The 26,058-nt window shown below is 53.3% G+C and carries 27 protein-coding genes and 1 pseudogene; 8 read left to right on the plus strand and 20 right to left on the minus strand.

Annotated elements, in window-relative coordinates; genetic code table 11:
- Positions 1-2 precede the first annotated feature (2 nt).
- From trmH to gmk, 4 genes are read right to left on the minus strand one after another with little or no spacing between them, the layout of a single operon-like run.
- Positions 3-692, minus strand: coding sequence for a tRNA (guanosine(18)-2'-O)-methyltransferase TrmH (trmH, locus tag N7922_RS00560; protein WP_263098776.1), 690 nt, complete (start codon positions 690-692; stop codon positions 3-5).
- A gap of 4 nt (positions 693-696) precedes the next feature.
- Positions 697-2,820, minus strand: coding sequence for a bifunctional GTP diphosphokinase/guanosine-3',5'-bis pyrophosphate 3'-pyrophosphohydrolase (spoT, locus tag N7922_RS00565; protein WP_263098777.1), 2,124 nt, complete (start codon positions 2,818-2,820; stop codon positions 697-699).
- A 19-nt stretch (positions 2,821-2,839) separates the two neighbouring features.
- A complete protein-coding gene (gene rpoZ, locus N7922_RS00570; protein WP_000135058.1) occupies positions 2,840-3,115 on the minus strand; it encodes a DNA-directed RNA polymerase subunit omega in 276 nt (91 codons plus the stop codon).
- A 54-nt stretch (positions 3,116-3,169) separates the two neighbouring features.
- Positions 3,170-3,793 carry a guanylate kinase gene (gene gmk, locus N7922_RS00575; RefSeq protein WP_263098778.1) on the minus strand — a complete coding sequence of 208 codons (624 nt, stop codon included), beginning with the start codon at positions 3,791-3,793 and terminating at the stop codon, positions 3,170-3,172.
- A 258-nt stretch (positions 3,794-4,051) separates the two neighbouring features.
- On the opposite strand from gmk, the gene ligB reads away from it, so the two are divergent.
- Entirely contained in the window at positions 4,052-5,731 is a 1,680-nt protein-coding gene (gene ligB / locus N7922_RS00580; RefSeq protein ID WP_263101005.1) for an NAD-dependent DNA ligase LigB, read from the plus strand.
- Here the strand turns inward: ligB and N7922_RS00585 are convergent.
- Both N7922_RS00585 and N7922_RS00590 read right to left on the minus strand, forming a co-directional pair.
- Positions 5,725-6,342, minus strand: coding sequence for a trimeric intracellular cation channel family protein (locus N7922_RS00585; RefSeq protein WP_263098779.1), 618 nt, complete (start codon positions 6,340-6,342; stop codon positions 5,725-5,727). The genes ligB and N7922_RS00585 overlap by 7 nt on opposite strands.
- 220 nt (positions 6,343-6,562) lie before the next feature.
- Positions 6,563-7,477 (minus strand): LysR family transcriptional regulator, encoded by a 915-nt coding sequence (locus tag N7922_RS00590; protein WP_263098780.1) that lies wholly within the window; start codon positions 7,475-7,477, stop codon positions 6,563-6,565.
- Between the two features lie 99 nt (positions 7,478-7,576).
- Here N7922_RS00590 and N7922_RS00595 point away from each other — a divergent pair, with 99 nt between their 5' ends.
- Positions 7,577-8,581, plus strand: a complete 1,005-nt coding sequence (locus N7922_RS00595; protein ID WP_263098781.1) for a zinc-dependent alcohol dehydrogenase family protein — start codon at positions 7,577-7,579, stop codon at positions 8,579-8,581.
- Positions 8,582-8,776: 195 nt separating this feature from the next.
- Here the strand turns inward: N7922_RS00595 and N7922_RS00600 are convergent, their stop codons facing one another.
- The 3 genes and pseudogenes from N7922_RS00600 to N7922_RS00610 form a co-directional block, all read right to left on the minus strand.
- Positions 8,777-9,256: a DUF943 family protein gene (locus N7922_RS00600; protein ID WP_263098782.1), complete on the minus strand. Its 480-nt coding sequence runs from the start codon at positions 9,254-9,256 to the stop codon at positions 8,777-8,779.
- Positions 9,253-10,067 (minus strand): annotated as a pseudogene (locus tag N7922_RS00605) (DUF3289 family protein). The gene N7922_RS00600 and the pseudogene N7922_RS00605 overlap by 4 nt, the downstream one beginning before the upstream one ends.
- Positions 10,068-10,576: 509 nt before the next feature.
- Entirely contained in the window at positions 10,577-11,440 is an 864-nt protein-coding gene (locus N7922_RS00610; RefSeq protein ID WP_263098784.1) for a YicC/YloC family endoribonuclease, read from the minus strand.
- Between the two features lie 122 nt (positions 11,441-11,562).
- On the opposite strand from N7922_RS00610, the gene rph reads away from it, so the two are divergent.
- Both rph and pyrE read left to right on the plus strand, forming a co-directional pair.
- Complete coding sequence (rph, locus tag N7922_RS00615) at positions 11,563-12,279, plus strand: ribonuclease PH (protein WP_061492495.1); 717 nt, start codon at positions 11,563-11,565, stop codon at positions 12,277-12,279.
- A gap of 64 nt (positions 12,280-12,343) precedes the next feature.
- On the plus strand, positions 12,344-12,985 hold the full coding sequence (gene pyrE / locus N7922_RS00620) for an orotate phosphoribosyltransferase (protein WP_263098785.1): 642 nt from the start codon (positions 12,344-12,346) through the stop codon (positions 12,983-12,985).
- 34 nt (positions 12,986-13,019) lie between these two features.
- On the opposite strand, the gene N7922_RS00625 is transcribed toward pyrE, so the two are convergent.
- The 4 genes from N7922_RS00625 to coaBC form a co-directional block, all read right to left on the minus strand.
- Positions 13,020-14,036 (minus strand): SMP-30/gluconolactonase/LRE family protein, encoded by a 1,017-nt coding sequence (locus N7922_RS00625; protein WP_263098786.1) that lies wholly within the window; start codon positions 14,034-14,036, stop codon positions 13,020-13,022.
- 181 nt (positions 14,037-14,217) lie between these two features.
- A complete protein-coding gene (slmA, locus tag N7922_RS00630) occupies positions 14,218-14,814 on the minus strand; it encodes a nucleoid occlusion factor SlmA (protein WP_061492497.1) in 597 nt (198 codons plus the stop codon).
- Between the two features lie 124 nt (positions 14,815-14,938).
- On the minus strand, positions 14,939-15,397 hold the full coding sequence (gene dut, locus N7922_RS00635) for a dUTP diphosphatase (RefSeq protein ID WP_263098788.1): 459 nt from the start codon (positions 15,395-15,397) through the stop codon (positions 14,939-14,941).
- Positions 15,375-16,586, minus strand: coding sequence for a bifunctional phosphopantothenoylcysteine decarboxylase/phosphopantothenate--cysteine ligase CoaBC (gene coaBC, locus N7922_RS00640; RefSeq protein ID WP_263101006.1), 1,212 nt, complete (start codon positions 16,584-16,586; stop codon positions 15,375-15,377). The genes dut and coaBC overlap by 23 nt, the downstream gene beginning before the upstream one ends.
- 174 nt (positions 16,587-16,760) lie before the next feature.
- Here coaBC and radC point away from each other — a divergent pair, with 174 nt between their 5' ends.
- The 4 genes from radC to mutM all read left to right on the plus strand — a co-directional run bounded on the left by radC (position 16,761) and on the right by mutM (position 18,955).
- Positions 16,761-17,429, plus strand: a complete 669-nt coding sequence (radC, locus tag N7922_RS00645) for a RadC family protein (RefSeq protein ID WP_263098789.1) — start codon at positions 16,761-16,763, stop codon at positions 17,427-17,429.
- A 216-nt stretch (positions 17,430-17,645) separates the two neighbouring features.
- Entirely contained in the window at positions 17,646-17,882 is a 237-nt protein-coding gene (gene rpmB / locus N7922_RS00650; protein WP_002436699.1) for a 50S ribosomal protein L28, read from the plus strand.
- 20 nt (positions 17,883-17,902) lie between these two features.
- Positions 17,903-18,070, plus strand: a complete 168-nt coding sequence (rpmG, locus tag N7922_RS00655) for a 50S ribosomal protein L33 (protein ID WP_003024094.1) — start codon at positions 17,903-17,905, stop codon at positions 18,068-18,070.
- Positions 18,071-18,145: 75 nt separating this feature from the next.
- Positions 18,146-18,955 carry a bifunctional DNA-formamidopyrimidine glycosylase/DNA-(apurinic or apyrimidinic site) lyase gene (mutM, locus tag N7922_RS00660; RefSeq protein ID WP_263098790.1) on the plus strand — a complete coding sequence of 270 codons (810 nt, stop codon included), beginning with the start codon at positions 18,146-18,148 and terminating at the stop codon, positions 18,953-18,955.
- Between the two features lie 72 nt (positions 18,956-19,027).
- Here mutM and coaD read toward each other — a convergent pair whose 3' ends face one another.
- The 7 genes from coaD to rfaQ all read right to left on the minus strand — a co-directional run bounded on the left by coaD (position 19,028) and on the right by rfaQ (position 25,969).
- Complete coding sequence (gene coaD, locus N7922_RS00665) at positions 19,028-19,507, minus strand: pantetheine-phosphate adenylyltransferase (RefSeq protein ID WP_263098791.1); 480 nt, start codon at positions 19,505-19,507, stop codon at positions 19,028-19,030.
- 3 nt (positions 19,508-19,510) lie between these two features.
- A complete protein-coding gene (locus N7922_RS00670) occupies positions 19,511-20,281 on the minus strand; it encodes a glycosyltransferase family 2 protein (protein ID WP_263098792.1) in 771 nt (256 codons plus the stop codon).
- Positions 20,281-21,555 carry a lipid IV(A) 3-deoxy-D-manno-octulosonic acid transferase gene (waaA, locus tag N7922_RS00675; protein WP_263098793.1) on the minus strand — a complete coding sequence of 425 codons (1,275 nt, stop codon included), beginning with the start codon at positions 21,553-21,555 and terminating at the stop codon, positions 20,281-20,283. Before waaA ends, N7922_RS00670 begins: the two co-directional genes overlap by 1 nt.
- 92 nt (positions 21,556-21,647) lie before the next feature.
- The gene (locus tag N7922_RS00680) at positions 21,648-22,634 is read right to left on the minus strand and encodes a glycosyltransferase (protein WP_263098794.1); all 987 of its coding nucleotides are present in this window, start codon (positions 22,632-22,634) and stop codon (positions 21,648-21,650) included.
- Between the two features lie 37 nt (positions 22,635-22,671).
- Positions 22,672-23,766, minus strand: coding sequence for a glycosyltransferase (locus tag N7922_RS00685; RefSeq protein WP_263098795.1), 1,095 nt, complete (start codon positions 23,764-23,766; stop codon positions 22,672-22,674).
- Between the two features lie 2 nt (positions 23,767-23,768).
- Entirely contained in the window at positions 23,769-24,896 is a 1,128-nt protein-coding gene (locus tag N7922_RS00690; RefSeq protein WP_263098796.1) for a glycosyltransferase family 4 protein, read from the minus strand.
- A complete protein-coding gene (rfaQ, locus tag N7922_RS00695; RefSeq protein ID WP_263098797.1) occupies positions 24,893-25,969 on the minus strand; it encodes a putative lipopolysaccharide heptosyltransferase III in 1,077 nt (358 codons plus the stop codon). The genes N7922_RS00690 and rfaQ overlap by 4 nt, the downstream gene beginning before the upstream one ends.
- Positions 25,970-26,058: the final 89 nt, after the last annotated feature.

The following is a 26,058-nucleotide window of genomic DNA, read 5'->3' on the forward strand; positions in this document are numbered from 1 at the left end:
GGTTACCCTGCTGCCTGCATGGTGGCCCACCATGTCGGGTCTGCTTCGATCTGCCCCTCGGTATTGACGTGAGGGTAAGGCAGGCCTTTGCGTTTGGCGACGTTTGCCAGTACCGGGTAACCGCCCTCGAACAGCAGACGTTGCTGCTCAACGTCCGACAGCATGCTGTTTTCACGCTGATACATGCCCGCGTTTTGCCGCTGGCGCTGAGCTTCATACAGGATCAATGCGGAAGCCACGGAGACATTCAGCGACTGCACCATACCGATCATCGGGATGATAATGTCCTGATCCGCCAGATCCAGCGCTTCCTGGGTGATCCCGGTTTTTTCCTGTCCCATCAGAATGCAGGTCGGGCGGGTGTAATCGATCTCGCGAAAGTCGACGGCGTTGTCAGACAGATGGGTGGCGAGGATCTGCATGCCGCGCGCTTTCAGCTCGCCAACGGCGTCGCTGATGGTGCGGTGCGTTTTCACTTCCACCCAGCTATTACTGCCCGCAGCGGAAGAGGCCATGGTGCGCATGCGGTTGCCCGGCCAGACGGCATGAACTTCATGCACGCCAACGGCGTCCGCCGTGCGGATAATCGCGGAGACGTTATGAGGTTTGTGAACCTGCTCCATGCAGACGGTCAGATCAGGCTGACGCCTGGCGAGCATCTCGCGGATACGCGCATAACGCTGAGAATTCATACAATCAGTTTCGGTTACGGGTGACTTTAATCACGTCTGGCATCACGCGGATCTTACGCATGATATTCGCCAGGTGGACGCGATCACGCGCCGTGAGACGGATGAAAGCACTGTATACGCGACCGTCTTTCTCTTCCGTATTCAGGCTCTGAATATTGGAAGAGGCCGTATTAATGGCGGCCGTCAGGTTTGCCAGTGCTCCCTGATGGTTGAACATATCCACCTTGATTTCGGTGATAAATTCCTGAGCGGTCTCTTTGTCCCACTCCACGGCCATAAATTTCTCGGCTTCTTTTTGATAGCCACGAATGTTACGGCAGGACTCATGGTGGATAACCAGTCCTTTGCCGGGGCTGACGTGAGCGACAATCGGGTCGCCAGGGATCGGGCGGCAGCATTTGGCGAAGGTGATTAGCACACCGTCGGCGCCTTTAATTGGCAGATGGCCGCCGCTGTTGCCCGTGCCGGCAGGCGTTTGCACCGCTTGCACTGCTTCCCCTTGCTGCAGGTTTTTCGCCACCACGACGCTCATGGCGTTGCCGAGGCCAATTTCTGCCAGCAGGTCGTCCAGCGCCGCCAGCTTCATGCGGTCCAGCTCGCGCTGAATATGCTCCGGTGGGATTTCCGCCAGTTTGCGGCTTCCGCCCAATGCATGATTGAGCAGACGGCGACCGAGACTGACTGAGTCGTCGCGCTTGAGGTTTTTCAACATCTGGCGGATTTTGGCGCGCGCTTTCGAGCTGACGACAAAGTTCAGCCATGCGGCGTTCGGGCGGGCGCCCGGCGCGGTGATGATTTCTACCGTCTGTCCGCTGGAGAGCGACTGCGACAGCGGATAAGGCTGGCGGTCGACGCGCGCGCCAACACAGGCATGGCCGATATCGGTATGCACAGCGTAGGCGAAGTCCACTGGCGTAGCGCCCGCGGGCAGTTCGACAATGCGGCCTTCCGGGGTGAAAACATAAATCTCATCGGGGAAGAGATCAGATTTAACGCTCTCGATAAATTCAAACGAGCTACCGGCGCTCTGCTGTAGCTCAAGCAGGCTTTGCATCCAGCGCTGGGCGCGGATTTGCGCTGTGGTGCTACTTTCACCGTGCTCTTTATATGCCCAGTGTGCGGCGACCCCCATCTCTGCCATCTGATCCATATCTTCCGTGCGGATCTGCACCTCAACCGGTACGCCGTGCGGACCAATCATCGAGGTGTGCAGGGACTGATAGCCGTTCGCTTTGGGAATGGCGATGTAGTCTTTTACGCGACCCGGACGCGGTTTATACAAGCTGTGCATTTGGCCGAGTACGCGATAGCAGGTATCCAGATCATGAACGATGACGCGAAAGGCGTAGATATCCATGATTGAGTGAAAACGCTGCTCTTTCAGCACCATCTTGCAGTAGATGGAGTAAAGGTGTTTTTCACGCCCGCTCACGCGGCAGGGAATGCCCGCTTCCTGTAAACGCCCTTCGATTTCTGAGAGGATTTTTTGGATCATCTCTTTGCGGTTGCCGCGCGCGGCTTTCACCACTTCTTTGATGACGCGGTAGCGGTTTGGGTACAACGCTTCAAAACCCAGCTCTTCAAGCTCGGTCTTGATGTGATGAATACCTAAACGGTGCGCCAGCGGACTGTAGATTTCGAGGGTTTCACGGGCAATGCGGCGACGTTTATCCGGGCGAAGCGAGCCCAGCGTGCGCATGTTGTGCGTGCGGTCGGCAAGTTTGATCAGAATGACGCGGATGTCCTGCACCATCGCCATGATCATCTTGCGGAAGTTTTCGGCCTGCGCCTCTTTCTTATCCTGAAACTTGAGCTTATCAAGTTTGGATACCCCTTCCACCAGTTCGGCAACGCTTTTGCCAAACAGCTGTTCCATATCCTGATATGTGGCTGGGGTATCTTCAATCACATCATGCAGTAGCGCGGCCATCAGCGTTTCGTGGTCGAGTTTCATCTCGGCCAGGATACAGGCTACCGCTACCGGGTGCGTGATATAAGGTTCACCGCTTGAACGTGTCTGGCCCTCGTGAGCGTCACGTGCAACGAGATACGCCTGCCTGAGACGTTTGATTTGGTCTTCAGGCAGATAGTTTTGAATCAGCTGATTCAGGCTTTCAAACAGATACAAGGGTGACCTGCAGGATTAATTAACGGCGACCTTCAGCAATGGCGGTGACGGCCTGCAGTTCTGCGGCTTCCTGCTCTTGCTGCTCCTGGCGCTCACGGACGTCGAGGATCTGGTTGTTGATCAGACCTTCTTCGATTTCGCGCAGCGCGATAACGGTGGTTTTATCGTTTTCTTCCGGTACCAGCGGATCTTTGCCGCCAACCTGCATCTGACGAGCGCGACGCGCGGCGACCAGCACCAGGTCAAAACGGTTACCAATTTTCTCTACAGCGTCCTGAACAGTTACGCGTGCCATACTTAAAATGCTCCACAGGTGAAGAAATGACTGGGCATGATACTGAAACCAGGCTCAGTCTGCCAATAGTTTGCTGATTAAAGCGTCATGTCGCTGCTTCTGGCGGCTCATGCGCAGACGTTCAGCGCGAATAATGGTTTTCAAATCGCCCAAGGCGGTGTCGAAATCATCATTCACAATAAGGTAATCATATTCTGCGTAATGGCTCATTTCCGCAACTGCCAGCGCCATACGTTTCGCGATCACCTCTTCGCTGTCCTGACCGCGCCCGCGCAGGCGACGATCCAGCTCCACTTTCGACGGCGGCAGAATAAAGATGCTGCGCGCTTGCGGCATCCGGGTGCGAATTTGTTGCGCGCCCTGCCAGTCGATATCGAGGAACACATCCACACCGGTGGACAGCACTTGCTCAATGGTTGCGCGGGAGGTGCCATAGTAATTGCCAAACACCTCGGCATGCTCAAGAAACGCGTCTTCACCGATCATGGCTTTGAACTCGTCATGATTAACAAAGAAATAGTGTTCACCGTGTACTTCGCCCGGGCGCGGAGCGCGCGTCGTATGCGAAACAGAAACTTGCGTGTCGTATAACGGTTGGGTCTTCAACAAAGCCTGGATGAGGCTTGATTTACCCGCGCCGCTGGGGGCGGAAACAATATAGAGCGTGCCTTGAGCCATGAGAGTCTTTTGTATGTGAATTGCGAAAGGAAACTTACATACGTGCCTATTATACACATCGCTGCTATGTGACGTAGCTTTTGTCACACTTTTTCCCGCTGAGTTTGGCGTTTCCCGTACTGCTTTCCTGATTTGTCTGCAAATTTTCATGACCACGATGAATTGCCTGAACCGTCCTCGCAATGTCCCCTTTTCCCGCTCGAAAGAGTCGTTCCGGCAACGCTATAACGACTGCGCTATCACAAGGGAGAAATAATGATGTGGAGAAAAGCCGGAGCCGCAATTTGTCTGTTGCTGTGGAGCACACTCACTCTGGCGACCTGCCCGGTCTGGTCGCCAGCACGGGCGCAGGAAGAAGTCAGCCGCCTGCAACAACAGCTTGCACAATGGAACAACGACTATTGGGAGCAGGGCGATAGCGGCGTGAGTGATGATGTGTATGACCGGCTCAGTATGCGCTTAACGCAGTGGCAGCGTTGTTTTGATCTGCATGCTGTTGGCAGCGTATCGACATTGCCAGGCGGTAATGTGAAGCATCCGGTGGCGCATACCGGGGTGCGCAAACTGGCCGATAAACACGCGCTACAGCAATGGATGTCGGGAAAGAAAGATCTTTGGGTTCAGCCAAAAGTGGATGGTGTGGCGGTCACGCTGGTGTACCGGCATGGCAAGCTGATACAAGCCATCAGCCGGGGAGATGGCCTGGCAGGAGAGGACTGGACAGAAAAAGTGCGCGCTATCCCGTCGATTCCCAAAACGGTAACCGGTTTGTTGGCGGATAGCGTTTTGCAGGGGGAGTTGTTTCTACGCCGCGATAACCACGTTCAAAAACGTATGGGAGGGCTCAACGCCCGGGCAAAGGTGGCAGGGGCAATGATGAGCCGCCGCGACACGCCTCTTCTGTCTGAGCTGGCGTTTTTCGTTTGGGCCTGGCCGGATGGCCCGGCAACATTTTCCGAAAAGGCTGAGTTACTCAGCAAGTCGGGGTTCGAATGGGTGCAGCGCTACAGCGTGGCGGTAAACAATGTGCAGGATGTGGAGCGTTTGCGCGCCAGGTGGTTCACATCACCGTTGCCGTTTGTAACCGATGGTGTAGTGGTCCGCTCGTCGATGGAACCGGCAGGAAACGCGTGGTTGCCCGGAGAAGGGCACTGGGTGGCGGCCTGGAAATACGAGCCGATTGAGCAGGTTACCGGGGTCAACGGGATCCAGTTCGCGACAGGGCGTACCGGTAAGATTTCGGTGGTGGCGCAGCTTGAGCCGGTGCAACTGGATGATAAACGTGTCCGGCGAGTGAATATTGGCTCCATCCGAAAATGGCAGCTGCTGGATATCGCGCCGGGGGATCAGGTTTCGGTCAGCCTTGCCGGGCAGGGCATCCCGCGTATCAACCGCGTGGTCTGGCGTGGAGTAGAACGGGAAAAGCCCACGCCGCCGGATGCGCAGTTTACCCCGCTGACCTGTTTTTATGCCTCACCGGAGTGCCACGAGCAGTTTATTGCCCGACTGGTCTGGTTGGGGTCGTCAAAAGCGCTCGGCATTGACGGCGTGGGGGAAGAGGGCTGGCGCGCATTGCATCAGGCGCATCGTTTTGAGCACATATTTTCCTGGCTGGCGCTGACGAAGGCGCAATTGCAGGCGACTCCGGGTCTTTCTGCTGCGCGAGGCCTGCAACTCTGGCACCGTTTTTCGTTGGCGCGCGACAGGCCGTTTACCCGCTGGCTGAATGCGCTGGGCACGCCGCTGCCGCAGGCGGCGTTAAAAGCGACGAGTGATACACACTGGCGGCAAGTACGCGCGCGTGATGAGCTTGCATGGCAGCAGTTACCCGCCATTGGTGCACAAAAAGCCCGGCAGCTTATCACCTTCGTCCGAACGCCAGTGGTTGAACAGCTGGCGGTATGGCTGGGCAACCAGGGTGTGAAGGCGTTTCAGTGAGCGTTGTGTTTGTAATGGAATACCGGCAGTCCCAATTTCCAGCGGATTGCCAGCAAACGGGCTGTGAAGCCGAACAGGAGGGTGGCGATCACAACTGTATCATGGCTGGAAATATAATGGTCAAGGGCGAGATAGAGTACGGCTGAGGCAAAGGCGATTCCGGCGTAAAGTTCTTTCTGAAATACCAGGGGAATACGTTTACAGAACATATCGCGCAGTACGCCGCCAAATACGCCGGTAACGACAGCCGCAATAGTGGCGATCACCGGACCTTCTCCCATATCCAGTGCGATTTGCGCTCCGATAATGGAGAACACCACCAGCCCGAGAGCATCAAGGATTAGGAACAGGCGGCGCAGATGCGGCATCACCGGAGCAAAAATGGTGGTCAGCACTGCGGCAACGGCGACAATAATGACGTATTCAGGATGCTTCACCCAGCCAAGCGGATAATGACCAAGCAGGATATCGCGGACCGAGCCGCCGCCAAGTGCAGTGGCGGTGGCAATAATAATAACGCCAAAGGTATCCATCCGGCGGCGACCTGCCGCCAGCGCGCCTGTCATGGCTTCGGCGGTAATGCCAATAAGATAAAGAGTGTGTAACAGCATATCGCCTCCGTGATCAGAGGCGGCAGGGTAGCGGCTCGCATGTCAGGCGACGATTGAGATTTTCTAACGCATAGGAAATTGGATAACTTTTACTAATGTGAATTTGAAAAGTAATTTTCATTTAACTGAATGATTTTAATATTTAATATTTTTATATATAGAGGGTTTATCGCCAGATTTGTGGCTTTTAGCCTGACAAAACTCATCATGCCAATCAGCATCAGTTCTGCTCGTACGGGGCCATCACCTGTGGCAACGTTTCCAGCAGCATATCCACGGCGATCCGCACTTTTAGCGGTAGCCAGCGCGTTTTGGGCCAGACGGCGTGCACCGGGAATTTCACGCTTTCTGTATCGGCAAGCAGCCTTACCAGCCGACCACTTTCCAGCTGTTTGCGGATGAGCCAGTGCGGTAGCCAACCGACACCGTTGCCGCTTTCAACGGCATCAGCGATGGCTTCCAGGTCATCCATAAACAGGCGTGCGCTCGGTTGCACAGAGATAATGTTACCGTCGAGAACAAACTGATAAGCCAACGTATGACCGGCATTTTTATAAACGACGCCCTCATGCGTCGTTAACTGCTCTGGTGACTCTGGCATGCCATGTTGCGTAATGTACGCCGGTGAGGCGCAAACCTGCATATCATGCCAGGCGAGATGACGGGCAACGACATCAGTGCTGTCCTGTAAATGCCCGTTGCGGATAGCCAGGTCAAACCCTTCATCCACCATGTTCACAATGCGATCGCTGAATGCCAGCTCAATGCTGAGCGCCGGATGCTGGCGAGCCAGAGCGCTAAAGAGTGGGGCAATACAACGCCGACCAAACAGCACCGGTAATGATACGCGCAGTTTTCCGCGCAACTCCCGTTTGCCACTTTCCAGCAGGTTTTGTGCGGCATCTATCTCCTGGTATGCCCGCTGGCTGTGCTCGAAAAGTAATGCACCGTCTTCCGTCAATGTCTGGCTGCGGGTCGTGCGATGGAACAGTTTTACGCCGAGCCGTGATTCCAGACGGGCAATACTTTTCCCAACCGCCGAACGGGTCAGATGCAGACGTTCAGCCGCCTTTGCAAAGCTACCGCTTTCGACAACCAACACAAAAATATCAATGCCATCAAAGCGGTTATACATTTGTAGACTTCCCGGAATCAATGTTGAGAAAAACTATCGCCACTGGTGAGCATAAAGCAACGCTATGGTTATCGCATCTGAAACAAACAGGAGAACACGATGCTGAGCTGGACCATGAATGCCACTGGCCGCCACAACCTGGCGCTGCAGGAAAGTGAACTGCCGCAGCCCGGCCCTTTTGAAGTGCGGGTCAAGGTGAATGCAGTTGCGTTGAACTATCGCGATAAGTTGATTATTGAAGGGCACTTGCCTGCTGTCTTTCCGTTGATCCCCGCATCGGATATGGCGGGAGTCATCGACTCTGTGGGAGAGCGAGTCAGTCGTTTTCGCCCCGGTGACCGTGTGATTTCCTCCTTCTCTCCTCAATGGGTAGACGGTAAACGTCCCGGAAATGCCCGGGATGGCGCGGATGCCGCCTTGGGCGGTGCTTTCCCCGGTGTGCTGTCCCAATATCGCCTCTTCAATGAGGCGGGGCTGGTTAGTGCTCCCGCCTCATTAACGGATGCAGAAGCCAGTACTTTGCCCTGTGCAGGCCTTACGGCATGGTTCGCGCTGGTGGAGGAAGGCAAAATGCGCGCCGGAGATACAGTACTGGTTCAGGGGACCGGCGGTGTGGCGCTGTTTGCTTTGCAGATTGCGAAAGCACAGGGTGCGAAGGTGTATATCACCTCCGGCAGCGATGACAAACTGGCGCGGGCCAGGGCATTAGGCGCTGATGTGGGGGTTAACCGTCTGAATGGCGACTGGGCGCAACAGGTTCTTAAACTGACGAATAATCAAGGAATTGACCATGTTATCGATACAGTTGGTGGTCACAATGTGGCGAAATCCGTGACGGCAGTTGCACCACAGGGGCGAGTGTCGCTGATTGGCGTGCTGGAGGGGGCTGATGTGACAGCACCAGCTGGAATGCTGTTGCTGAAATCGGCGTTGATTCAGGGCATCGGCGTCGGGCATCGCCGGGCGCTGGAGGATTTCGTGCGTGCGGTGGACGCCACGATGTTGAAACCGGTTATCGATAGCACCTATCCCTTTGAGGCGCTTTCGGACGCGATGGACCGACTCGACAGCGGGCCGTTTGGCAAAATTGTGGTAACGCTATAAATCAATAAAGGCCCATACGGGCCTTTATTGCAGGAGGTATAGAGCTTATTCGGTATTCTGAATCTGAAAATTGGTTTAAAAAATTTACTATTAATAATCATGATGATAAGTGTTAGTTTTATGATGGTTTACTGTTCCACTCACCATTGATCACCGTGGCAAGCTGAGCATCTTGCCAGATTAAGGCTACCTCTTTCATTGAATGGTTGTCTTAAATCTTTCACCTTTGACAAGTTCACCGGAAGGTTTTCGATAGTAAGATTCGGCCCCGATTCGGTAATAGGTGTAACCATTCTGTGTTTTGGTAATGTCCATGATCCAATTTGACTTGTCTATACAATTTTCTTCTGTTTTCATGTCGTCGAAGCATAGTAAGTAATCAATATCATGGTCTGGGAATAAACCAGAATTTTTAGGAGCAAGTTTTTGATACTTCCCATCAAAATTCCAGATTGAAACATTATAAGTTCCAGGGGATGAGATGGTTTTAGCTCCATTATTATCCCACCATTTAATTTTATTACTATCAGTTAAAGGGATATTTTTAACTAACAATTCTTTGTTAGAACCAGAACCGTGAACGGCGAGGACCTTCGGAGAATGGAAAAACGTTAAATAAAAAAATGCAAGTGTAGCCACTGCAAATATAAAGATTATAATTTTTCTGATTCTCATCCATTCCTCCGGCTACTGATCTCAAATTCGGCTTTCATATTGGTAAAAAAGGTTTAAAGGCAAATTTTTCCCATCGTTGAAGAACAAACCAAATGCGAAATGCCCTGATATAATGAAATTTAATATTCATAATGTCAGTTTTGTCCAGACCAAAATGATCTTGTCCTGTAAAAATTATTTTTGCTACATAACCACTCTCACTTATATCAAGTTTTGTGATCTGTATATTTGTAGCGTATATGTCATGTATCGACATTCCTAATCCATTGAAGCTGTCTGTCCATCGGTTGAACTTAGGAAGTATTGAGTTACCTATTGCTTTTGTTATTGAATCTTTGTCAGCATCAGATAAGCCATTTTTTACATCAATGGCAAGCTTGTCGAGCATAGTCTGAATTATTGTGAGTGGAGAAGATGGAGAGGATTGTCCGTTTAATATTAAACTTTTATATGCACTATCAAGAAAGGGGCTGGAATAACTTTTCCCATTGCCGTGATAGAAATGCTTTACAAGATTATTGAATAAATTATGTTGTCCTAAGTAATATGTAGGCAAGGAAACCCGAAGGAACTCATCAAAGAGAAGTTCAGCAATTTCCGTTTTGGATTTTGGTTGGGATTTACGGAGTGAGCTAAACAATGATACTTCCTCTCCCGTCCATGGATCGACAACATCAGAAACATCATCCAGACCTAAATCACTTCTAAGCTGTTTTTCAGTAAGGTCGCCACATTGCATATCATCAGAGTTGTGGTCATTAAACTGATGTTTAGTTTGATAAATTGTTGCTGGGAACTTCAACGCTGACATAATCACTTCCTTATGATATTAATTTTTCAGACTGAATTCATTCTTGTGAAAGAAGGTCTAAATCTTTAAATGTCGTCATATCTGTAAACTCATTTCCTTGTGATTACAGGCTAATTCATGCATTACTGCTTCATAACATTTAGCTGATTTGTGTAATACTAAACGGCATATTCGGGAAAGGGAAGTGTAGAGAATCTTATCTTTTTCTCAAATTACTGGAGTGGCATTGCCTCACCTGCCTGGCTTTAAAGTAGATAATACCAAGATTGATCGCTACAAAAATAAGTAAGTATATGTTTAATATTAATTATTTCATCTTTGCCGGGCCCAAAATACTTGGTGGTCAGTACAAAAAGCCATAATGACTGACTTGCTGTGTAAGCACACCCGTTTTAGTTCCCACTTATTGGTGGTTTTTAATGAATCTAAGTGGTTTTCAATAGACTATCTTTCAAATAAAAAAGCCCATTTAACATGGGCTTATGGATTGGTGTGGATTTTGAGAGAGCTTACTCAATATTCTGAATCTGCTCGCGCATTTGTTCGATCAGCACTTTCAGCTCGATAGCCGAATTGGTCACGTCTGCATTAATGGACTTGGACGCCAGGGTGTTCGACTCACGGTTGAACTCCTGCATCATAAAGTCGAGTCGACGGCCAACGGCCTCTTTCTTCTTCAGAATGTTGTAGGTCTCTTTGACGTGAGCTTCGAGACGATCCAGCTCTTCGGCAACGTCGATACGCTGCGCCATCAGCACCAGTTCCTGCTCAAGACGGTTATTCTCAAGCTGCACCTGCGCTTCTTCCAGTTTGGAGACCAGACGCTCACGCTGCCATTGCAGGATTTCCGGCATATGACCGCGAACTTTGGTGACTTCACTGCTCACGCCTTCCAGACGCTGTTCAATCAGAGCTTTCAGCGCCTGGCCTTCGGTTTCGCGGGCAACGATAAAGTCATCCAACGCGCCGTCCAGCGCGGCGAGAATTTGCGCGGCAATTGCGTCCAGATCCTGCTCCTGCGCTGCCATTACGCCTGGCCAGCGCAGAATATCGACCGGGTTGATTTCCCCTTCGTCGCTCTGCATTTTGACCCAGTTCGCTGCGTTGACCAGTTGCTTAGCCAGTTTCTCATTAAGGATCAATTCGCCTTGCGCGCTGGCATCCGGTTCAAAACGCAGATTACATTCGACTTTGCCGCGCGTCAGGCGGGTACGGAGACGTTCACGGACAACCGGCTCAAGGCTGCGGAATTGCTCCGGCAGACGGAAGTAAGTTTCCAGATAACGCTGGTTAACCGAGCGCAGTTCCCAGGAGGCAGAGCCCCATTCACCCTTGATTTCACGCCGGGCGTAGGCGGTCATACTGCGGATCATAGACGTTCCCGTTTTTAAAGAGAGATGCGGGGATTATAGCTTTCGTGGCCTTATCAGGATAGGAATAACCACGGTAAGCCAGTATAATGCGCAGCCACATTCGAATAGCCGGAGAAATCATCATGCGTCCAGCAGGCCGTAGCGCCACTCAGGTGCGTCCCGTTACCCTGACCCGTAATTACACAAAACACGCAGAAGGCTCCGTGCTGGTTGAATTTGGTGATACCAAAGTGCTGTGCACCGCCTCTATTGAAGAAGGCGTTCCGCGTTTTCTGAAAGGTCAGGGCCAGGGCTGGATCACGGCTGAATATGGCATGTTGCCGCGTTCCACCCATACCCGCAATGCGCGCGAAGCGGCAAAGGGTAAACAGGGGGGTCGCACCATGGAAATCCAGCGTCTGATTGCCCGCGCACTGCGCGCAGCGGTCGATTTGAACGCGCTGGGCGAGTTCACCATTACTCTCGACTGCGATGTTATTCAGGCTGATGGCGGTACCCGTACTGCGTCGATTACCGGTGCGTGTGTGGCGCTGGCGGATGCGTTGAACAAACTGGTTGCTGCCGGGAAGCTGAAAACCAACCCGCTGAAGGGCATGGTTGCCGCAGTCTCTGTGGGCATTGTGAACGGTGAAGCGGTGTGTGACCTGGAATACGTGGAAGACTCCGCAGCCGAAACTGATATGAATGTGGTGATGACCGAAGATGGCCGCATGATTGAGGTTCAGGGGACGGCAGAAGGCGAGCCCTTCTCCCACGAAGAGCTACTCACCCTGCTGGCGCTGGCCAGAGGGGGGATCGAATCGATTATCGCGACGCAGAAAGCGGCGCTGGCGAACTAGTTACTAAGGGCGACGATGTCGCCCTTTTTTTTGTCTGTAGAAAAGTGAGATGAGGAGCGGATCCATGAAAGCGTACCAGCGTCAGTTTATTGAATTTGCGCTTAACAAACAGGTACTGAAGTTTGGCGAATTTACGCTGAAATCCGGGCGTAAAAGCCCCTATTTCTTCAACGCCGGGCTGTTTAATACCGGGCGCGATCTGGCGTTGTTAGGGCGTTTTTACGCCGAAGCGCTGGTGGATTCCGGCATTGATTTCGACCTGCTGTTTGGCCCTGCTTACAAAGGGATTCCTATCGCCACCACCACCGCTGTCGCGCTGGCGGAACATCACGAGCGCGATGTGCCTTACTGCTTTAACCGCAAAGAGGCCAAAGATCACGGTGAAGGCGGTAATCTGGTGGGTAGCGCATTGCAAGGGCGCGTCATGCTGGTGGATGACGTGATCACCGCGGGCACCGCGATTCGTGAGTCGATGGAAATTATTCAGGCTAACGGGGCGACACTGGCGGGCGTGCTGATTTCACTGGATCGCCAGGAGCGTGGCCGTGCGGATATCTCTGCGATCCAGGAAGTTGAACGCGACTATGGCTGCAAAGTGATCTCCATTATCACGCTGAAAGAGCTGATTGCTTATCTGGAAGAGAAGCCGGAAATGGCCGATCATCTGGCCGCCGTTCGCGCTTATCGCGAGCAGTACGGCGTTTAAGTCTGTGCCCGGCAGGTTGTCTGCCGGGTCAGTGTTACAGCAGCTTCGCGCCTTGCGTGTTGACATACAGTGAGTAGACCGAGGTGCTGGCCGCCATAAACAGGCGGTTACGTTGTTCGCCGCCAAAGCAGAGATTGGCGCAACGTTCCGGCAGATGGATCATGCCAATCGCCTTGCCTTGCGGGTTGAAGATGCGTACACCGTCCAGCTCTTCCGTGCCCATCCCCCAGCCGCACCACAGGTTGCCATGCACATCAATGGCGATACCGTCCGCTGTTCCGTTGCCACAGTCGATATGCACCCGTTTATTTTTTAACTGATTATCCACCACATCCCATGCCAGAATTAAACGGTTAGGTGTGGCGCGGCTCTCCACCACGTACAGCGTTTTTTCGTCGGCCGAGAAGCAGATCCCGTTCGGGCCTTTGACATCCCCCAGCATAACTTCCAGCTTGCGTGTCTCCGGATCGAGACGATAAACATTCTGCGGCAGTTGCGACGCGGCTTTATGCCCTTCATAGAACCCGGCGATGCCGAACGGTGGGTCGGTAAACCAGATGGAGCCATCTGACTTCACGGCGATATCGTTGGGGGAATTCAGCGGTTTACCTTCAAAACTGTCCGCCAGCACAGTGATCGTGCCGTCGTACTCGGTCCGCGTGATGCGGCGGGTATCGTGTTCACAGCTGATTAGCCTGCCTTGCCTGTCGCGGGCGTGTCCGTTGGCGTTATTTGCGGGCTTGCGAAAGATGCTGGTCTCGCCGGTTGCTTCGTCCCAGCGCATCACCGCGTTGTTAGGAATATCGCTCCATAGCAGCATACGGGTATCGCCGAACCAGACGGGGCCTTCCGCCCAGCGGCAGCCGGTAGCGAGTTGCTCGACTTTGGCACTGGAGACCATATAGTCGCGGAAGCTGTCGTCCAGCGCGACAATGCTGGGGTCCGGGTAACGGGGGGAGGGTGCCCAGGCCGCGAGGCTTTTGTGGCTTAGTAATAACGACGCGGTGGCGATACCGCTTAGTTTTAGCAGTTCCCGACGAGATGTTGCCATCCGGTCTCTCCTTATTGGTAGGGTATTTATAAGATGATTTGCGTTAAGTGGAATTGTGCTGCCAGAAGGAGGTTAGGAAATGTTGGATGCGGCGACATCTGGCATCTCAACGAATTCCGTTGGGCTTTTTCACAGAGAGTGGGGAAATGAGAATGCAGCCACACTGGGCTGCATGGAGAGATTATTGCAATTGCGCGGCTAACAACGGCCAGCGGGTCTCAAAGTCATCGGTCGGGCTGTATTTAAATTCGCTACGCACATAGCGCGATAGCATGCCTTCGCAAAAGGCCAGCAGCTGGCTCGCCAGCAGGGTTTCATCGTGAGTGAACCCTTCGCCTTCACGCATTTTGCGTTCGCGCAGAACCTGGCGTAGCTGCGCTTCAATGCGCTCGAACAGTTGGTTGATACGCCCTTGCAGACGGTCCTGTTCAAACATCAGCGCATGGCCGGTCATGATGCGCGTCAGACCCGGATTGCGCTCACCGAACCCCAGAATCAGCAGCACAATCAAACGCAGGCGCGCCGTTGTGTCTTTCTCATCCTTCAAAATCAGGTTGATGCGGGTAATCAGGCTATCTTCGATAAACTCAATCAGACTATCGAACATGCGCGTTTTACTGGGAAAATGACGATACAGCGCGGCTTCAGAAACGCCGACAGACGCCGCCAATTTCGCTGTGGTGATGCGTTGGCTTCCATCGCTGGATTCCAGCATCAGCGCCAGAGACTGAAGTATTTCTTCGCGACGATTCCTTTTCGCAGTTTGTTTTTCTGCCATGTTCTAAAATACCCCTGAAAAATAAGCACTCGTCAGGCGAGCAGCCACACAGCGACCGCAAACGTTGCGCGTTTGCGGTGATCTTATCGCGTTATTTCGCAGTGTGATGCGTTAAAAAGAGCCGTTACTGGCGGCCAGAATGGCCGAAGCCGCCTTCGCCGCGCTCGGTCGCGTCGAAGTCTTCCACCAGGTTAAACTCCGCCTGCACCACGGGTACAAACACCATCTGCGCGATACGTTCGCCCGGGACGATAGTAAAGCTGTCGTGCCCGCGGTTCCAGACGGAAACCATCAGCTGACCCTGGTAATCTGAGTCGATCAGCCCGACCAGGTTGCCCAGCACGACGCCATGTTTATGGCCCAGTCCTGAACGTGGCAGGATGACCGCAGCCAGCGCCGGGTCGGCAATATGGATTGCCAGGCCAGTCGGCAGCAATGTTGTCGCTCCCGGAGCCAGCTCAACAGCGGCGTCGAGACAGGCGCGCAGGTCAAGTCCGGCTGAACCGGAGGTGGCGTATGTCGGCAGCGGGAATTCGTTGCCAACGCGCGGGTCCAGAATCTTAACGTCGATTTTTTTCATCATAACGGGTAACGATCTCGTCCAGTAATAGGTGTCCCAGAAGTTCCTTGCGCTCCAGCGGTAAGCGTTTGTCGCCCTCCTGCCAGAAAAGGTGTAATGCGTTGCTGTCGCTGTTAAAGCCTTGATCAGATTGCGAAACATCGTTAGCGCAAATTAAATCGAGGTTTTTGCGGGCGCGTTTTTGCCGGGCATATTCTTCCACATTATTTGTTTCGGCGGCAAACCCAACGACGTAAGGCCGGTTGGTGGAGAGCGCGGCGACGCCCGCGACAATATCCGGGTTTTTGATCATTTTTATCGTGATTTCATCGCCTTGCTTTTTGATCTTTTCTTCAGCAATGCTCGCGGCGCGGTAATCCGCAACGGCGGCGCAGCCGATAAAAATATGCTGCTGTTGCGCGCCCTTTTGCACGGCGGCTTCCATTTCCAGCGCAGTGGTGACATCCACACGTTGTACGAAAGCTGGCGTTGGCAATGACACCGGGCCGGAAACCAGCGTCACTTTCGCGCCACGGCTGGCGGCGGCGGCGGCGATGGCGAAGCCCATCTTCCCGGAGCTGAGATTGGTGATATAGCGCACTGGATCCAGCGGTTCACGCGTTGGACCGGCGGTAATCATGATGTTCAGATGTTGCAGATCTTTGACAGGCGAGAAATGCGCGGCCGCCATATCGACAATGGTCAGCGGATCCAGCATACGACCGGGACCAATGTCGCCACAGGCCTGACTACCGCTGTCAGGTCCCCACAGCAGCAGCCCACGAGAAGCAAGTACTTGCAGATTATGCTGAGTGGCGGCGGCGCGATACATCTGCTGGTTCATGGCAGGCACCACCGCAACGGGCGAGGGGGTAGCGAGGCAAATGGTGGAGACCAGGTCGTTGGCCATTCCGGCGGCAACGCGGGCGATTAAGTCGGCGGTCGCGGGTGCCAGAATCACCAAATCAGCCCATTTTCCCAGTTCAATATGACCCATTGCCGCTTCTGCTGCGGGATCCAGCAGGCTGTCGGAAACCGGGTGCCCGGACACGGCCTGCAGGCTCATCGGCGTAATAAAGGCTTTGGCGGCCTCAGTCATTGCAACGCGAACTTCCGCGCCGCGATCGCGCAAACGGCGCACCAGCTCAGGCGCTTTGTAGGCTGCAATGCCGCCGCTTACGCCGAGGACAATTTTTTTACCCGCCAGACTCATCATGATTCTTTCCTGTTGGATTTCACCAGAAGCTGGGCATTTTATCACAATCCTGATGTTGTCGTGCTTTTGCCCGCCAACCACTTTGCGAGGTACTACGCAGGGTAAAAAATCCGCAGTCGAAGCGGTGGAACGCAGTATGGCAGCATGAGCACGAGAGATGGAGGAAAGTACATGGATATTGTTTTTACCCCCCTGAAACCGCGGGAAAAGATGCTGAAATACGGCATTGAATCGCTGACTGATACTGAGTTATTAGCGTTGTTTTTACGTACCGGTACGCCAGAAAAGTGCGTGCTCACCGTTGCCCGGGAGATGCTAACGCATTTTGGGTCGCTGTATGCGCTGCTCTCCTCCAGTCTTGAGGATTTTAAGGATATACAAGGTATTGGCCTCGCCAAGTATGCGCAGTTGAGGGGGATCGGCGAGCTGGCACGGCGCTATTATAATGCGCGCTTGTTGGAGGAGAGTTCACTGCTGAGCCCGGAAATGGCGCGGGAGTTCCTGCAAAGCCAGTTGATGAGCGAAGAGCGCGAGATCTTCATGGTGATCTTTCTGGATAACCAAAATCGGATACTGAAACACAGCCGTTTGTTCAGCGGCACCCTCAATAACGTTGAGGTACACCCGCGAGAAATTGTCCGCGAAGCGTTAAAAGTGAATGCAGCGGGCGTGATCCTCGCGCATAATCACCCCTCAGGTAATGCTGAGCCGAGTAAAGCGGATAAGCAGATCACCGAGCGTGTGGTAAAATGCTGTCAGTTCATGGGGATACGGGTGCTTGATCACCTTGTTATCGGACGTGGAGAGAGCGTTTCGTTTGCAGAGCGTGGTTGGATTTAGACCATTTTGCGCGATCCATCGGGATCTTTGTCTGTTCGGGACTTGAGCACACCGCCGACTCAGCGTATACTACGCCACCTTTGAGAATCTCGGGTTTGGCATTTGGGCCTGGCAATCGAGAGTTCACATTGAACTGCGATGACCGGGCTGTAAAGCCTGACGAGGCGCCGATACCCCATACGAAGCTCGAGCTAATTTGATTTTTGGAGAATAGACATGTCCCGAGTCTGCCAAGTTACTGGCAAGCGTCCGGTGACCGGTAACAACCGTTCCCACGCACTGAACGCGACTAAACGCCGTTTCCTGCCGAACCTGCACTCTCACCGTTTCTGGGTTGAGAGCGAGAAGCGTTTTGTCACCCTGCGCGTATCTGCTAAAGGTATGCGTGTAATTGATAAGAAAGGCATCGATACAGTTCTGTCTGAACTGCGTGCCCGTGGCGAAAAGTACTAAGTACTTAGAGGATATAAATCATGGCTAAAGGTATTCGTGAGAAAATCAAGCTGGTTTCTTCCGCTGGTACTGGTCACTTCTACACCACCACGAAGAACAAACGTACTAAGCCGGAAAAACTGGAACTGAAAAAATTCGATCCAGTTGTCCGTCAGCACGTGCTGTACAAAGAAGCTAAAATCAAATAATTTTAGTTTTCTTGAACAAAAACCCCGCATTGTCGGGGTTTTTGCATTTCTGATAACCCGCAAGCCGGAGACGAAATGCCTGAATTACCCGAAGTCGAAACCAGCCGTCGTGGCATAGAACCGCATCTGGTAGGTGAAACCATTCTTTATGCGGTGGTACGCAACGGGCGATTACGCTGGCCGGTCTCTGAAGAGATCCACAGCCTGAGCGATAAACCCGTGCTCAGCGTTCAGCGCCGTGCCAAGTACCTGCTGCTGGAGCTACCGGACGGCTGGATCATTATCCATCTTGGCATGTCCGGCAGTCTGCGCATTCTTCCCTATGAATTGCCGGCGGAAAAGCACGACCACGTCGATCTGGTGATGAGTAACGGCAAAGTACTGCGTTACACCGATCCCCGCCGTTTTGGCGCATGGCTGTGGACGAAAGAGCTGGAAGGCCACAACGTGCTGGCGCATCTCGGACCGGAACCGTTAAGCGATGCGTTTAACGCCAGCTATTTCCAACAGAAATGCGCGAAGAAGAAAACCGCCATTAAACCCTGGCTGATGGATAACAAGCTGGTGGTGGGCGTTGGCAACATCTACGCCAGCGAATCGCTGTTTGCCGCCGGGATCCACCCCGATCGCCTTGCTTCATCGCTCTCGGCGCAGGAGTGTGAACTCCTGGTGAGCGTGATCAAAGCCGTATTGCTACGATCCATCGAGCAGGGTGGAACGACGCTGAAAGACTTTTTGCAAAGCGACGGGAAACCGGGCTATTTTGCGCAGGAATTACAGGTATACGGGCGGGAAAGTGAGCCTTGTCGCGTATGCGGTACGCCAATCGTTGCCGCTAAACACGCACAGCGTTCAACGTTTTACTGTCGTCGCTGCCAGAAATAAATCCGGCATTTTTGCCTGAGGGCACCACGCTTATCGGGCCTGCAATCGCCGCAGGCCGGACAGGCAGAACGCTTACTTCAGCTTTTCCAGCAGCGCCTGATGCACATTTGGCGGCAGGAAGTGCGTGACATCGCCATGGTGGCGTGCCACTTCTTTGACCAGCGTCGAGGAGATAAACGACCACTCTTTCGATGGCATCAAAAACACGCTCTCCAGCTCCGGCATCAGGTGGCGATTCATATGCGCAAGCTGCATCTCATATTCAAAATCCGCCACCGCCCGCAGGCCGCGAATCAAAATATTGGCCTGCTGAGCGCGGGCAAAATTCGCCATTAAATCACTGAAACCGACAACCGTAACATTTGGCAGATGCGCCGTGGCGGACTGCGCCAGCGCGACACGTTCTTCCAGGTTAAACATCGGTTTTTTGCTCGGGCTGGCGGCAATCGCTAATACCACCTCGTCAAACATCACGGCAGCGCGGGCAACAATATCAATATGCCCGTTGGTAATAGGATCAAAGGTGCCGGGATAAATCGCTTTTGTGCTCATCGCTTATTCTTTCTCTGAATAACCGTGGTTCAGTGCCCACAGCCCGGTGTATTTATTGAAAGTATACTGCGCGTTAACCACCGCCAGCAGCCAGCCTTGTTTGCCGTCGAGCACACCGCCGCGCAACAGCAGGGTTTTGCAAAAGGCGCCCAAAGTATGGGCGAAAATCCCCGGCAGCGAGGTTTTTTTTCCGCGTTGATAGCGCTCCTGCGCCCACGCAGCCGCGTAATTGAGCTGTTTGCGCTGGAAGCTGACGAAATCCCGACAGGTCAGATGCAGCAAATCTCCACTCAGCGCAATCACCTGCGCCTGTGGCGCTTCCAGCGACTCATGCACAAGGTTGTCGTTGTACTGGTAGCGCTCACGCTCATACAAACGCGTTACGCGGTCAGGATACCAGCCGCTGTGGCGCATAAAGCGACCCAGGAAATAGTTTCTGCGGGCGATGCTGTAAACCGCACCCGGTTGCGGTGCCTCAAGAATGGCACGCAGCGCCTGCGCCAGTTCCGGCGTAACGCGTTCATCGGTGTCGATCATCAGGATGTAATCGCCGCTGGCATAGCGCTGCGCGCGCTGGCGCTGAACACCATAACCGGGCCATTCAGTATTGCTGAAGACCTTCGCACCGGCGCGAGTGGCAATGCCGACGGTGTCATCCTCGCTACCGGAATCCAGCACAATAATTTCATCCGCCCAGGCGACGGACGCCAGGCAATCCGGCAGCAGATCCGCCGCGTTTTTGGCGATCATCACCACCGACAAACGTCTGGACATTAATGGCTCCGCTGAGGCAAATACGGTTGCAGGAGTTGCAGCAGGCGCGCCAGCGCCCCCTGGTTCTGGTGCAGCACTTCCACTGCATGGCGCCCGTACCATAAACGATAGTCTTCATCAGTTAGCAGCGTCGACACCTCTTTCACCAGCGAATCCGCATCGGTGACGGTAATCAGCCCTTCCGCTTCCTGCAAACGCGCGCAGATATCTTTGAAATTAAAGGTGTGCGGCCCCATCAGCACCGGAATAGCATGCGCTGCGGGCTCCAGTGGGTTATGGCCACCGCGCTCCACCAGACTGCCGCCAACAAAGGCCAGGTCGGCAATACCGTACAACAGCATCAGTTCACCCATGGTATCGCCAATCACCACCTGGGTGCTGCCCGAGGGGATTTCGCCCGTACTGCGCAAGGTGTAACTGAACCCGGCTTTTTGCGTCATAGTGCGCGCGTCCGGGAAACGTTCCGGATGACGCGGAACCAGAATCAGCAGCAAATCCGGGAAACTCTCCAGAAGCTTGCGGTGTGCCTGCAAAATAATGGCCTCTTCGCCATCGTGTGTGCTGGTGGCAATCCACACTTTACGGCGAGGCGCCCACTGGCGACGCAGGGTAACCGCGCGCGCGGCAAGTTCCGGCGTTACCGAAATATCGAATTTCAAACTGCCGGTCACCGTCAGTTGATTGCGTTTCAGCCCGAGTTGCAGAAAACGATCGCCATCTTCCTGATTTTGCGCGGCAATGAGCGTGATTTTGCTCAGCAGGCGGCGCATAAATTTCCCCAGTTTCCCATACCCTTTCGCTGACCGCTCTGACAGGCGCGCATTGGCGATCACCAGCGGGATTTTCCGGGTATTGAGCGCGGAAATCATATTCGGCCACAGTTCCGTCTCCATCACGATCACCAGCTTCGGGCGAACGGTATTGAAGAAACGGTTCATGGCGCAGGGCAGATCATAGGGCAAATAGACGTGATGAACGTCTTTACCAAAGGCCGACATCACGCGTTCTGAACCGGTTGGCGTCATGGTGGTGACAGTGATGGGCAATGAGGGATAGCGATGGCGCAAGGCGCGCACCAGCGGGATCGCCGCCAGCGTTTCGCCAACGGATACAGAATGCAACAAAATACCGTCCGGCTTCACTTTGTTACGACAGAATCCATAACGCTCGGCCCAGCGTTTACGGTAAGCAGGGGCCTTGCGGCTGCGAAGTAATAATCGCAACCACACCAGAGGCTGAATGACGTAGAGCAGGGTGGTATACAACAATTCCAAGCGACTATCCGTTTTTTTGAGATTCGGCGGGCAAATTCTAAGCATTTAGGCACGTTAAAGCTATACCTTTGGCGTGCCTGCAAAAGAAGCCATCAGGCATGGCGATAAGGCTTGAGGCGGAAATAACGTCGGCCCAGACGCCAGCGTAAACGCAGTGTACAGGCATTCTTCCAGATTAGTCGCCAGATACCGCGATCGAAAAACTCGTTAATAATTATGCGTTTCTTCTCTTCATCTTTCATGCAATCAAAGGTATGGATAATGCCAAGACCTTCTTTAGCGATTTGCCAGCGGCAGGCAGAAATCTGTTTTGCTTTATCTGCATAGCGCTGATTGATTGCCTCAAGCATTTCGAGAATTTTCATATAATGGCGCGCTGAGCGCATTAACGTGTCGTCATTATCGGGTTTGTGCGACACCGATTCAGAGTGAATGTAATAATCGTAGAACTGCTCGCTAGTGTATTGCACGCGCTCAGCAGCCAGCAGGACTTCCGTGGTCCAGGGAATGTCCTGGTGACGTAGACCCGGTTCGAAATGAAACGCATGCTGCTGGATAAACGCACGACGATAGATATTCAGCCAGGTAACATGCAGGAATTTACGTGAATCAAGCGCCTGTTTAAGCCAGACATGACCCGCAACGACGCCTGTTGAGGCGAGTCGCTCCGGTGGGAAAATCGGGTGCACATCTTTTCTTTTTTCATAGACGTAGCGGCCATTACAGGTTGCAACATCCAGGTTTCCTGTTTCCGCCATATTGAGCAGCGTGTTGTACATGCCGGGGTAAATTTTGTCGTCAATATCCGGAAACGTCAGGTATTTACCGGTGGCGACAGCCAATCCGCTGTTGCGCGCCACGGATACGCCCTGATTAGCCTGTTGAATAAGCCGGACGTTTGGCAATCTCTCTTTCCAGTTCTCAATCACGGCCAGGCTCCCGTCGGTGGAGCCGTCATTCACCAGAATGAGTTCATAACTGTTTAGTTGCTGCTGCTCAATGCTTTCAAAAAACTGATCGAGAAATTTTTCGCCGTTATAAACGGCAACGACGATGCTAAGTAAAGGAGACTGACTCATAGATGATCCGCTATCGTGTCCTGGTGTTCATTGTGCGTCAGGCGCTGCGCAACTGACGATACTGCTGGCAAATGGTTTCTACGCCGAATTTTTCCAGCGCGGATGCTTCTATTACTGGCGGGTTATGGTAAATGCTTTGCATTGTTTGGGCCAGCGCTCTGCTGTTCAGCTCCGCCAGACCCGCCGCCAGCGCACCAGTGAGGATCTCGCTCACGCCGCCCGGGCAGCGAGTGCTGACGACCGGCGTGTTGAGCAATAACGCTTCTACAATGACATTGCCGAAACCTTCGCTGTCTGAACTGAGCACCAGCATTTTTGCGTGCTTGATCCAGGGAAGCGGGTTGGGCTGAAAGCCTTTAAATATTACCCTGTCGCCAACGCCCGATGCGGCGGCTAACTGACGTAACCGCTGCTCTTGCTGCGGAGTACCCTGCCCCAGCAACACCAACGGCGCCTGGATGCCGCTTTGTGCATACGCCTCAATCAGACGATCGTGACGTTTGGCCGGATGGAAACGCCCTACGTGAATGATATAGTCCGTGCCCGCCATTTCGCATGGCGCTTCTGCTCCTACCCGCAGCGCGGCAATATCGAATGGGTTATATAGGGTTTTCAGTTGGGCTGGCGTCAACGCAAACTGCCCGACCAGATCCTTACCCACGGCTTCTGAAACAGCAACGATATTGCGGTTCTGGTACACCCGTTTAATTTTCTGCTGTTTAAGCCAGCGGTCAAAACCGGTGCGATGCCCGAGGTAGGATGTCGAAAACATGCCATGCAGGCAGAACCACAGGTTATGATTTTTCAACGCCTGGCTACGGGAAACTATCCGATCGGTTTTATGCAGATTCGACAGTACCAGATCAAAATGCCCCGTTTTTTCGGCAAGATGAATGGCCTTATCCAATTGCCGTGCCCGGCGGCTCAATTCCGTTAATTTACGCCAGGGTTTACGGCAATGATCGGTAATAACCTGGTAATGTAATCCCTCCGGAAGCGGGTATTCACAGACATCGCGTAGCGAAAAGAGCGAGACATTTTCGCCCTCGCGCAAAAACTGTTCCGCCAGCGTAAGCACCACTTTCTCTGCGCCGCCGCCAGGCAGTCCATCAATAATAAACAGAATGCGCATGGTTATTTCACCAGTTGTTGATAGAGGGAAAGCAGCTGTGCGGATAAGTTTTCGTTGGTGCACTGCATAATACGCGATCGGGCGCTTTCACCTTCGGCTGAGTCGAGTGCGCGCGCGGGTAAGGCCATTACGGCGTCCTGCAAACGACGGATATCCAGTGCATCGCAGACGTACCCGTTTCGCCCTTGCTCAATAAATTCCGCGCCGCCGCAACCGTGCGTGGTAATCACCGGTAGCCCGCAGGCCATTGCTTCAAGAATCACATTCGGGAAGGGATCGTACAGCGTGGGCAGCAGTAAGCCATCGGCCATTTGGTAAAAGGGCAGCGTCTCCCGTTGCATACCAAAAAAGTGCACGCGCTCGGCGCACTTCAGCGCTTGTGCCAGTGTCTGATAGCGTTTCTGATCTTTATCTTTACCAACGACCAAAAGGTGGCAGGTTGTGGGCGCAACCGCACGGATTGCTGCATCCAGCCCTTTTCGCTCAAACCCGGAACCGACATAAACAAAGCAGGTGGCCTCACCCGGAATTCGCCATTGCTCACGTAGCTGTATAAAGGTGTTTGCATCCGGCGGGGTGAAATGGCGGTGATCGACAGCGTTATAAATCACATGGATTTTGTCCGCCGGGAAGGCGAAATCTTCGATGATCTCTTGTTTCACCATTTCTGCGTTACAGATGACGGCACGCAGACTGGGATGCTGATACATCTCTTTTTCCGCCTGCATCACATAGCGGTGATAGCGATCGGCAAACAGAAGGTGCTTTTTCCAGCCAGGGATTATGCGCGACCTTTGTAACAGCCAGCGGCGGTGCACCCCGTCTCCTGCCCGGTATAAGTCACAGCCGGCAATGCGTTCGTGACTCTGGACTAAGTCAAAGTGTTCGCGTTGCCATAAGTCGCGAGCGGCGTGAGCAAAACCGCGCTCGCGGCTGATCCGTCCCCATTTTTTCGGATCGCAAATGTGAATGTGCCAGTCCGGTTTTACCGGGCCTTGCCATTCGCGAGTAATGACGTTGAGCTCAAGGTTGCTGTTATCCAGCGCTTCCAGTGCGCGGGATACAAAGCGTTCAGCGCCGCCATCAGGGCGGTATTTTTGCCTGACCAGCGCCAGTCGGAACGTACTCATGCCAGTAACCTTTTCGCTGCGGTAATCACTGCATCTACGGGGATCGCGTCCAGATAACGCTCGTCGGTGTGCGTGTCTACATCGTCCGGATCGGGGAGCGGGCCGTAATCGCCAGCCCAAATGACTTCACCTTTCGCCTGCCAGGGACGCCAGAAAACCAGTTTCGAAGGGCCGAACAGCGCCACAAGCGGCGTACCAAGCGCAGCAGCCATATGCATGGGTACAGAATCCACACCGATAAACAACCGCGCATGGTCTATCAATGCGGCAAGCTGGCGTAATGTGAGTTGCCCGGCCAGAGGGTGGAATTGCGCATCGGGACAGCCGGCAATAATGGTTTCGACCATTTTTTTCTCTTTTGCATCGGGGCCGGACGTCAGCACGATTTTGTGGCCCGCAGCGGAGAGCGCGTTCATGACTGCGCTGATGTTGCCCTCATGCCAGCATTTATAGAACCAGCGTGAAGTGGGCTGGATAACCACATAACTTTCCTGAAAATCTGGCGGCAAAAGCGACCGGCATGCTTGCCAGTCCTGAGCGGTGTAACTCATTTTCGCCGGGACGTCATGGACGGCCTCGCCGATGGCGCTCAGGATGGAAAGATTCTGCTCAACGGTGTGCTGTGTGTTGTGCTCCTGAGTGGAGACCAAATCGGTGTGACAGAATGCCCAGAAAGGATGACGACGTTTAGGAAACGCGAAACCAATACGCTTTCTGGCGCCGGTAAGGCGCGTACAGATGGCGCTGCGCCACTGATCGGCGAGGTTTAGCACTAAGTCGTACTTCTGCTTGCGCAGCGTGCAAAGTAGCCCGGCTTCCATTTTGAGTTGATGAAGCACCCCTTGCTTTTTCCATTTGCGATCGATGCCATAAATACGGTGAATATCCGGATTGGCTGACAGCATTTCCCGCGTCTCTTCATAGAGCAGAACATCGATCTGCGCGGCCGGAAAGCGTTGCCTGAGAGTCAGAATCAGCGGGGTGGTTAATAACATATCGCCATGATGGCGCAGTTTTATAACCAGTATTCTCGTGGGCGCAGTGGGCTCAGGAAGTCGGGTGTCGGACGTCATAAAGTCTTCTTCATCACATTACAGGCTTGTGATTCTAGGTTATCAGACTGATTGAGAGAAGCATTGTATTGCTCTACCATGGCGCCACA

The sequence above is a fragment of the Kosakonia sp. ML.JS2a genome, assembly GCF_025642095.1.
Lineage (GTDB): Bacteria > Pseudomonadota > Gammaproteobacteria > Enterobacterales > Enterobacteriaceae.